The organism is Nostoc sp. UHCC 0251 (assembly GCF_034932245.1).
Taxonomy (GTDB): domain Bacteria; phylum Cyanobacteriota; class Cyanobacteriia; order Cyanobacteriales; family Nostocaceae; genus Nostoc.
The window spans coordinates 1-9,704 of the sequence record NZ_JAYGHD010000423.1 but is presented as its reverse complement, the minus strand read 5'-3'; the positions used below and the strand labels follow the sequence as shown (position 1 = coordinate 9,704).

The 9,704-nt window shown below is 44.3% G+C and carries 8 protein-coding genes; 6 read left to right on the top strand and 2 right to left on the bottom strand.

From position 1 onward, the window contains the following. Positions 1 to 242: 242 nt before the first annotated feature. Positions 243 to 1,265 carry a glycoside hydrolase family 43 protein gene (locus VB740_RS34190; protein ID WP_323204258.1) on the bottom strand — a complete coding sequence of 341 codons (1,023 nt, stop codon included), beginning with the start codon at positions 1,263 to 1,265 and terminating at the stop codon, positions 243 to 245. Between the two features lie 219 nt (positions 1,266 to 1,484). Beyond that, positions 1,485 to 2,294 (bottom strand): phytanoyl-CoA dioxygenase family protein, encoded by an 810-nt coding sequence (locus VB740_RS34185; protein ID WP_323204257.1) that lies wholly within the window; start codon positions 2,292 to 2,294, stop codon positions 1,485 to 1,487. Between the two features lie 1,020 nt (positions 2,295 to 3,314). Here VB740_RS34185 and VB740_RS34180 point away from each other — a divergent pair. From VB740_RS34180 to VB740_RS34155, 6 genes are all read left to right on the top strand, one after another. Next, a complete protein-coding gene (locus VB740_RS34180; RefSeq protein ID WP_323204256.1) occupies positions 3,315 to 5,174 on the top strand; it encodes a glycoside hydrolase family 2 protein in 1,860 nt (619 codons plus the stop codon). Next, a complete protein-coding gene (galT, locus tag VB740_RS34175) occupies positions 5,153 to 6,253 on the top strand; it encodes a galactose-1-phosphate uridylyltransferase (protein WP_323204255.1) in 1,101 nt (366 codons plus the stop codon). Before VB740_RS34180 ends, galT begins: the two co-directional genes overlap by 22 nt. A 320-nt stretch (positions 6,254 to 6,573) precedes the next feature. Next, entirely contained in the window at positions 6,574 to 6,786 is a 213-nt protein-coding gene (locus VB740_RS34170) for a hypothetical protein (protein ID WP_323204254.1), read from the top strand. A gap of 171 nt (positions 6,787 to 6,957) precedes the next feature. Next, complete coding sequence (locus VB740_RS34165; RefSeq protein WP_323204253.1) at positions 6,958 to 8,070, top strand: M24 family metallopeptidase; 1,113 nt, start codon at positions 6,958 to 6,960, stop codon at positions 8,068 to 8,070. A 5-nt stretch (positions 8,071 to 8,075) separates the two neighbouring features. Continuing rightward, positions 8,076 to 9,158 carry a galactokinase gene (galK, locus tag VB740_RS34160; RefSeq protein WP_323204252.1) on the top strand — a complete coding sequence of 361 codons (1,083 nt, stop codon included), beginning with the start codon at positions 8,076 to 8,078 and terminating at the stop codon, positions 9,156 to 9,158. A gap of 72 nt (positions 9,159 to 9,230) precedes the next feature. Continuing rightward, positions 9,231 to 9,611 carry a transposase family protein gene (locus VB740_RS34155; protein ID WP_323204251.1) on the top strand — a complete coding sequence of 127 codons (381 nt, stop codon included), beginning with the start codon at positions 9,231 to 9,233 and terminating at the stop codon, positions 9,609 to 9,611. Positions 9,612 to 9,704: the final 93 nt, after the last annotated feature.

Genomic DNA, 9,704 nt, shown 5'->3' with positions numbered 1-9,704 from the left:
CTCTACTATATGGTTCATCTAAAAAAGTAGATCCGCCGAAATTGGATGCTCCCATCCAATTTTTATTTAGGTTTTTAAACATACCTCAAAAAAGATGGATGTTTATCACAAGGAGACCACTATTGGATATAGCGTAGTTGTCCAGACATATTAGATTATTTGCACGATAATCTTGCCAACAAAATTTTGAGCAAATGATCTAGTGGAAATACTAAAATCTTCTCCTAATTAATCCTTAGAAATCAAATTGATTTGCAGGCGATCGCCTGTGGTGTCCAGGTGGGGCCTTCGCAATATGGCCCATCTGGCGTCCAAATGAGTTTATCCAAGCACATTCGCCGCGCATCCATATTCACTGCCCAGGCATGGTAGACAATATACTCAGTCTGACCATCAGGGCCCACAACGATTGAATTGTGTCCAGGTCCTTTGACACGATCAAGAAGCGACCGCAGCACCCGTGGCCCCGTTTCGTTACCCACATCAGAGTAAGGCCCCATCACACTATCGGCAACTCCATAATCTACACCGTAGTCCTCAGTTTCCCAACGCCCACCGCTATATAAGCAATAATATCGGCCTCCATGCTTACGGACACAGGGGCCTTCTAAGGTATGCCAATCAAAATGTTCACCATACATTAAGCGGTTGGCTAAAAATCGTTGCCAATCGGAACGCGCCCGCAAGACGACTTTTCCAATACCGCAGAGTTTTGTCATATCTTGGAGCCGATCTACAAAGAGGGCAGTACCAGTACGCGCACCGCCTTCAGTGTCTAAAAAATCACGAGCGTAAAATAGATACCACTGCCCATCATCATCACGGAACGGATGGGGGTCGATGGCAAAGGAGCAAGACTCCGGGTCTAAAAGTGGCTCACCAACATCTTTATAGGGGCCCAAAGGAGTATCGCTTGTAGCAACACGCAACTGATGATTCTTGTCCTCATGTCCTACAGAGTAGTAGAGGTAGAACTTGCCGTTACAATAAGCAACTTCTGGGGCCCAAAAATTATCACCAAGGGAGGGATCTGGTCGCAACAGTGCGTTATCTACAAAATCCCAATTTACGAAATCGAAGGAGCGTAATAGAGGAAATACACGCAGTTTGTTAGTGGAGTCAACCTTGAGCGCGTCCGCTATTTCGTCTACCATTCCTTCCGCTTCGGCTGCACCAGTGCCGATCGCATAGTATACACCCTCAAATTTCCAAACAAAAGGATCGGCAAAATAGCCTTTGTAGACTGGATTGGTATAAGTTAACATCTCGGTGATCGCTATAGCGTGTTAACTCAAATTTTGAAGAGGTGCGATCGTAAAAACAACTACCAGAGGCAATAGACATCTTCAGAAGTTAATTATGCGTTACCTGAAACCCTTGTAGAGACGTTGCAATGCAACGTCTCTACATTCATTTTCACCAGATGTCTAATAGGCAATTAATGATTGTAGTAGCCTGTCAAGGCTAAAATGATGTATTAAACGTTAGTACTTGAAATTTATGTAAGTTTCAACCTTCTCCTTTGGCAACTGTTCCACCACCTGACACCGAATCATCTCCCTTAACTTCTCTGGTAGGCTCTGATAATAGTCTTGTTGGAGAGTCAAATCCACCTTCGGCGTGTGCAACCAATGCATAGCATAGCCCATAACTACCATCGGTCTTGGCTGGTTAGTTCGATTTGGTGAACCCCGGTGCAGCGCCAAAGGTGTCCGAATCATCGCATCCCCTGGCTGCATATAAAAGGATTCCATCGGAATTTCACCAGTGGCAATTTTCCTTAATCCCTCTTCACGTGGCAAGATATGCGTACCACGCGCCATCTGGAACGGCCCGTTTTCTGCCGTTACTTCCACAAGGGGAAAGTTGACTGCAAGGGCGTAGAGTGGCGTTACTATTTGGTCAGTGAACAAAGGGCGATAGTCCCGGTGAATTTCTTGATAATCCGAACCTTGTACTGGCAGATCAACTCCCATCTGAACCATCACATATTCCTGAAAAAATACTCGCTCCAGCACACCCATAATCACCGGATTGGCGAAAACTTCCACGTTGGCAAAGGGGGAAACCCAAGGCAATGTTAGATAGTAACGGGCAATTTCACGGGGAGCTAGCCCACCTGACTGATTTTGGCGCTCTCGAAATAAATTTTCAAAAGCTTCTGCCCACTCGCTAATCAATTCTTTATCAAAAAGACCGCGAATCACACAAATCCCGTCTCGATTCAAGTCTTCGGCAAATTGGTTTAGCTCAGTATCTGTATATTTAGTTACTCTACCTATACTTTGAACCATTTTCTTATCCTCGCCAATTCATCATGTTAAAGTCGAATTTAAATTGGACTCTCAACAGTAGCCTTTTGCAATTGTTCGTCGATAATAGCGCACCATTTCTGGAATTGGTTTGTCAGTTTTTGTAGACTTAGATTATCGGAATCTCTTTACAGATACGGCTTTATTTTGTGGTTGATAGCGCAAACCTGTGATTAGTTTCTAGAGTTTTCCGGTCGTGAGGTAAAATGCTGAATCAGAAATACAGCAATGGTTCTTAAGCCAGTTCACTGCCTAAACTGTGATATTATAAGTATAGTAAGAGGTGATAAAACTACTGAAGGTAAAGAGTGTTACCTTTGCCGCCAAGATGAAAGTTTTCGCCAGATATTGATACCACGGATTCTGAAAATTACCCGCAAATTCGTGATAGAGAGATTAAAATAATTCGTAATTAAGTTTTGTAACGGAGATTTAGCCCCAAAGTGAAGCGGGTGTTTCCGACGTTCCCAGCCTCGCTAACCCTAAGCTATCCGATCTGGATGTTGCAGGAGAGACTCGACCAAAAAATTTGCCGCAACTCGACTGAGCGCTCATCGAACGTCTTGTTAGTTGCTCTTGACTTAACCCCCCAGAATTAGTTAAAAAACTTCCAGGGTTGTTATAGTGCAATACAGTTAGTTCTCATAACCGAATTAAACATAACTCTTGTGGGATAGGCATCTTGCCTGCCCAGTATATGCAATTTAAATGTAGAACAGCTTACCTAATTTTTTCCTGCCGACTTGGCAAATATTCACTATATGTGTGCCATAATGTCACGAACTAACAGTCTCTACCTAATTTTATGGGCCCAACACTAGGGCGCTTGATGCACTTTATGTTTACTATTAAGCGATAGCGTGATGTAAGTACAGGTATAAAGTTCTATTAGTTACTGAGGAAGGAGAAAAAAACTCCTGGAATGTCTCAAAACAGCCTAGTTTAGTCTAAACCCAAGGCACAAAAAAATTTGTTCTATTGCACTTAACATAAGAGGTTTTAATGAAATTGTTGGATATACAAAATCATAAAGTTGAACTACCCTCTAATACGGATAATCAAAGGATTTCTAGCTTGCCAGAAGCTGGGTATCCACGTCCACAGTTACAGCGATCGCACTGGCTAAATTTAAACGGTCTGTGGAAGTTCGCATTTGATGATGAAGGGCGATGCATTCAACCAGGCGATATCTCTGATTGGACACATCATATACAAGTTCCCTTCGCTCCCGAATCTACCAAAAGTGGTATTGGTGATACAGGTTTTCATGCAAACTGCTGGTATGAGCGGGAATTTGAAACACCTGAAGGTGATGGTAGATTACTATTGCACTTTGGGGCTGTGGACTATCGCGCCCGTGTGTGGGTCAATGGTCAATATATAGCAGAGCATGAAGGTGGGCATACTCCTTTCACGCTAGATATTACCGCAGCTTTGAATGACACTGGGATAACTAAAGTCACAGTCTGGGCCCAAGATGATCCTTGTGATCTCGCCAAGCCTAGAGGAAAGCAAGATTGGCAGTTGGAACCGCACAGTATTTGGTATCCTCGCACCACTGGGATTTGGCAAACAGTCTGGATTGAGCGTGTGGGTAGAACTTACATCGATCATATTCGGTGGAGTCCCGATTTCGAGCGCTGGGAAGTTGGCTGTTATGCTGCGATCGCAGGTGATGCGCCTGCTGGTATCCAAATCAAGGTAAAACTAAGCATTGGCAATACCGTGCTGGCCAACGATACTTATGAAGTATTTAACGGAGAAGTTGGCCGCCGCATCTCTCTGTCTGACCCAGGTATCGATGACTACCGCAACGAATTGCTGTGGAGTCCAGAAAAGCCCACTTTGATGGATGCCCATATTGAACTTTGGTATAAAGATCAACTCTTGGATGAAGTAAAATCCTACACAGCAATGCGGACTGTGGGGATACAGCGTGATCGCTTTATGCTCAATGGTCGTCCTTATTATTTGCGCTTAGTTCTGGATCAAGGCTACTGGCCCGATTCGCTAATGACACCACCGGACGACGGGGCATTACGGCGCGATGTCGAACTCACCAAAACAATGGGTTTTAACGGAGTCCGTAAGCACCAGAAAATTGAAGACCCGCGATTTTTATATTGGGCAGATAAGCTGGGGTTGTTAGTATGGGAGGAGATGCCCAGTGCATATCGTTTCACACCGAAAGCAGTGGAGCGCACAACGCGAGAGTGGACTGAGGTGATTAAGCGGGATATCAGTCACCCCTGTATCGTAGCTTGGGTAACGTTTAATGAATCCTGGGGAGTTCCAAATTTGGTTGAGACTGCGGCTCACCGTAACTACGTGTTGGCAATGTATCACCTAACAAAAACTCTCGATCCGAGCCGCCCAGTGATTGCTAACGATGGCTGGGAAAGTACGGATACAGACATTCTAGCTATTCATGACTACGACACCCACCCACAACGATTAGGTCATCGCTATGGGCCAGAAGTGAAGCTATCAGATTTGTTTGACCGTAAACGTCCTGGAGGGCGCATCCTGACACTGGATAACTTTCCGCATCAGGGACAGCCAGTGATGCTGACTGAGTTTGGTGGTATTGCCTATGCCCCTGTTGATAACCCCGATGCAGATAAAGCTTGGGGATATGAGCGTTGCTCCAATATTTCCGAGCTAGAAATGAAATACGCTACTCTGCTCGAAACGATTAATGATATCGAGTTGTTTAGCGGATTTTGCTACACCCAATTTACAGATACTTTTCAAGAAGCTAACGGTTTATTATACGCCGATCGCACGCCTAAATTCCCCATTGAGGCGATCCGCGCTGCGACCCTTTCAGGACAAGGATTATGTACTCCCACAAGCTGTTAAAGCCGGATGGTCGCCCACTGACCTTATATAGTCGATACCCGATTGCCGAGAATATCATCGCCACTAGCCCCAGTAATGAACCAGTGCAGGCAAACCCCCACCTGCGCTGGCATCCTTTACGCGGCGAATGGGTTGCTTACGCTTCTCACCGTCAAGGGCGGACTTTCATGCCGCCCCCGGAGTATAATCCCCTCGCACCCACTACGAACCCGGAGTTTCCTACAGAACTTCCCCCAGGTAAGTATGATGTGGCGGTGTTTGATAACCGTTTTCCCTCAATGGCTCAAGCGGCACATAACCCACCGGAGTGTATTGTGGAAACATTGCCTGCTAATGGGGCGTGTGAAGTGGTGGTTTTTGCTCAAAATGCCCAAGCTTCCCTTAGTTCCTTGGAACTGAAACACCTTGATTTGCTTTTAGAAGTGTGGGGCGATCGCACCCGCGTATTGGGAGCAAATCCCCAAATTCAGTACGTGCTGCCATTTGAAAACAAGGGTGTAGAGGTGGGTGTAACATTGCACCATCCCCACGGGCAAATTTACGCTTATCCTTTCGTCCCACCTGTGCCAGCGCGAATGCTGTCAATGCAGCAGGAGTATTATGAAAAACATCGGCGGGGTTTACTGCAAGACTTGATTCAGAAGGAAATTGCAGACAATCAACGAATTATTTATCAAGATGAGTATGCGATCGCATTTGTCCCGGTATGCGCTCGTTACCCCTATGAAGTTTGGATTGCACCAAAAGAGCCAGTTAGCACTTTTATGGATCTTACCCCAGAACAACGTTGGGGACTTGCTAAGGCGTTAAAAACCGTCACTCTCAAGTATGACGGCTTGTGGAATCGTCCATTTCCTTACTTGATGGCTTGGTTCCAAGCGCCAACTGACGGTTTAACCCATCCCGAAGCGCATTTACACGCCGAGTTTTTTCCACCATATCGGACAAGCGAAAGGCTGAAGTACCTAGCGGGAACTGAACTCGCAGCAGGGATGTTTGCCAATGATGCTTTACCGGAGGAGAAAGCGAAGGAGCTACAAGCTGTAATGGTAAACATTGAAGAACCGATTTCAGTATGACAGGGTTTGAAACTGCAACTTAATTTCTTGACAAACCTACCCATTTATTGGTGTTTATCCAGTTCTTGAATTAGTTTACAAACTGTCTTAACCGTTCCTTCTAATGGGGGACGGTTTTTAACTTTTCTGTTATAGCATCTCACTTTAATAATGATAAAAATATGTTGGAAAAGCAAAGCAATGGTGTAACCTCACGAAAAATCTATATAACTCCAGACTAGATTCTGATAGTTCTGCTATAAGTCTTCTGATAGTGTATTTCTCCAAACCAAAGAGTTTAGGCTGGGAATGTTTAGTTATAAAAATAAGAGGTAATAGTTATGCCTAGTGGACATGCTAGCCATAAAGGCACTTCTGATAAACCCAATGTCAATGCCAATGGAGTAATTGATGATGCTGCTGATAAATCATTAAACCCCGATGATCTCTTGTCTGAAGACCAAACCAACACAGAGATCCATAGAGTCGAAGAAAGTGTTAAGTATCCTCCTGCTACCGAACGCCCAGGTGAAAAATCAAATACCAGTACCTGAAGTAACTATAGGACTCATATTTGATTTTTGAAATACGCGTAGGGTGCGTTAGCAAAGCGTAACGCACCTTATTAATACCGTGCCCACATTTTTTTCAAACCATAGACATACACATATAAACACAGATGAATCTCATAATTGTCTGTATTCATCTGTAGTTACTAATTTTGTATGAACGAGGAAGTCTCCAAAAAACTAGAGTTAATCAGGCAAACCTTGCGTGAAGCCGAAGTGCAAGCCCTGCGTTTGCGCGGTACAGACTGGTTTGCCTGGGCGACAGCTGGCGCTTCTAATACCGTGCTGCTGACTGCCGAAACTGGCGTAGCAGAAGTATTAGTAACTACTGACGAGGCTTGGGTATTGACTGATGAAATTGAAGCGCAGCGTCTTCAGGATGAAGAACTACCTGCTAATTTTAAGGTATATGTCAACCCTTGGGCTGATTATGCTGCCCGTGAGTCTTTTGTTAGTGATGCAACTGGTGGCGGAAAAGTAATTAGCGATGTCTGCGACAACGCGAAGCGCGATCGCCCCATCTCCAATTTAGAACAGCCGTTACCCCAATCTCTGCAAAAACATAAACGGGTAATGATGTCAACTGAATTAGAACGATATCGCCAAATCGGGCAAAAAGCGAGTCAGGCAATGACAGAAGTACTCAAAGCCGCCAAGCCAACTTGGACAGAATATCAGTTAGCGGGTGCGGGTGCAGAGGCATTATGGGCGAAAGGCTTACATCCGGCGCTGACACTGGTAGCGGGTGAGAGACGTTTACCACTATACCGTCATGCTACAGCCACAGCAGAACAAATTGGACGGCAAGCGATGCTGGTGTTTTGCGCTAGAGGTTACGGTTTGTATGCAAATCTGACTCGGTTTGTTTGTTTTGGTAAGCTCTCAGACGAACAGGCCGAACTGCATTCCCATGTGCGCGAAATAGAAGCAGTAGTTTTAAATTTGTGCCAACCTGGAACCACTCTTGATGCAGTTTATCACGCACTAGCTCAAGCTTATGAACAGCATGGATTTCCTAATGCCATCCGCGAACATCACCAGGGAGGAACTACTGGATATTTAGCGCGAGAAATCGTAGCAAATCCAACTACTACTGATACTTTGACAGAAGGCATTGCTGTCGCTTGGAATCCCAGTTTACGAGGGGCAAAGGTTGAAGATACTTTTGTGATTCTCAAGGATGGAAAGTTGGAAAATCTGACTTTTGATCCCAATTTTCCTAGCGTTGAGGTAGAAGGAAGGTTACGCCCAGTACCTTTGTACAATTAAAAATTATGGATTTTCAACAAGTATTCGGTAAACCACCTGAAACTCAAGCCAGTGCGCCAGGAAGAGTAAATTTACTAGGTGAGCATACAGACTATAACGATGGGTTCGTTCTTCCAACTGCGATTCCTCAAAGTACGACGGTACAGCTAGGTTTTAGTAGCGATAGCCAGCATAACTTTTACTCGGAAAATCTCAACGAGCAAGTGAGTATTTCAGATATCAATCATCGGCCGTCTGGATTTGCCAGTTATATTTTTGGCTGTATTGAGCTTTTGCAAAAAGCAGGATATACAATACCGTCGCTTTGTGTACATGTCAAATCGTCGGTTCCTATGGGTTCGGGTTTGTCTAGCAGCGCCGCTTTGGAAGTGGCAACCCTCCGGGCATTACGCCAACTTCTGAACCTTCCCATTGATGATGTTGAAATCGCCCAGTTCGCCCAGCAAGCAGAAATTCAATATGCTGGCGTACAATGCGGCATCATGGATCAGATGGCTTCTAGTTTGGCTGATACTGAACATATCTTGTTTTTAGATACTCGGACTTTAGAACGCCGGGTGATGCCTTTGCCTTATAAAGCGGAGATTTTGGTTATTGATAGCGGTGTACCCCGCACACTTGCGGGTAGCGGTTATAACCAGCGTCGGGCTGAGTGTGAAGAGGCGGCGCGATCGCTCGGAGTGAAAGCATTACGAGATATTACTGTTGTTAATCTAACAGAAGCATTACCCGAACCACTACAGCGTCGTGCCCGTCATGTAGTTACAGAAAATAACCGCGTCTTGGAAGTATTGCAGGGAGTAACATCTGAGCGCTTTGGCGAATTGATGAACGCTTCCCACGCCAGCTTGCGAGATGATTATGAAGTTTCAGTACCAGCCCTAGATAGGTTGGTAGAGATTTTGCAGAAAACAGAAGGAGTGTTTGGCGCAAGGCTTACGGGTGCAGGCTTTGGGGGAGCAAGTGTAGCTTTAGTTAGAGCAGGTGAAAGTAAAGGTATTGCAACTCATGTCCTTGAACAATACAACCAAGCAGGTTACAACGGACAAATTTTGGTTCCTTCTTTGGGATTGAGTGATGCAGCCTAATATATTAGACATCTCCAAAATAGTATATTTTGTGGTAAAAGAACATCATAAGAACTTTTTTAACACGAAAACATGAGTGATATACTGAATCACATTGAGGAGAATCGGAAAGAAACAAAGCGATTAATTGGTATGGAGTATGAACAGTTACAACAATTAATCTATAATGCGGAAGAATTACACCATGAGAAACAAGCGTTGTTAGAATCCAAAAAAGTTAGAATTATTACTGGTGGTGGAGGTCGTAAACCAAAACTATCTATCAAAGAACAAATAATTTTAACCTTAGTATATCTGAGGCATCTGACAACTTTTCAACTTTTGGGCATCCAGTTTGGAGTAAGTGAGTCCACAGCAAATGATACATTTAATTATTGGTTGCCACTACTGAGAGAATTGTTACCATCCAGTTTAATTGAACAGGTAAAAAAAAAGAATCTGACTATGAAGTAGTTAAAGAGATACTGACAGAGTATGAATTAATTGTAGATCTGACTTTTCCCGTTAAGTCTTGAAATGCTTGCTGGCAAAGGATTCAAGAAACAG

What these genes read in the sequence shown, in the direction of transcription:
- VB740_RS34190 (WP_323204258.1), bottom strand. Translation starts at nt 1,265, where the DNA reads ATGTTAACTTATACCAATCCAGTCTACAAAGGCTATTTTGCCGATCCT.
- VB740_RS34185 (WP_323204257.1), bottom strand. Translation starts at nt 2,294, where the DNA reads ATGGTTCAAAGTATAGGTAGAGTAACTAAATATACAGATACTGAGCTA.
- VB740_RS34180 (WP_323204256.1), top strand. Translation starts at nt 3,315, where the DNA reads ATGAAATTGTTGGATATACAAAATCATAAAGTTGAACTACCCTCTAAT.
- galT (WP_323204255.1), top strand. Translation starts at nt 5,153, where the DNA reads ATGTACTCCCACAAGCTGTTAAAGCCGGATGGTCGCCCACTGACCTTA.
- VB740_RS34170 (WP_323204254.1), top strand. Translation starts at nt 6,574, where the DNA reads ATGCCTAGTGGACATGCTAGCCATAAAGGCACTTCTGATAAACCCAAT.
- VB740_RS34165 (WP_323204253.1), top strand. Translation starts at nt 6,958, where the DNA reads ATGAACGAGGAAGTCTCCAAAAAACTAGAGTTAATCAGGCAAACCTTG.
- galK (WP_323204252.1), top strand. Translation starts at nt 8,076, where the DNA reads ATGGATTTTCAACAAGTATTCGGTAAACCACCTGAAACTCAAGCCAGT.
- VB740_RS34155 (WP_323204251.1), top strand. Translation starts at nt 9,231, where the DNA reads ATGAGTGATATACTGAATCACATTGAGGAGAATCGGAAAGAAACAAAG.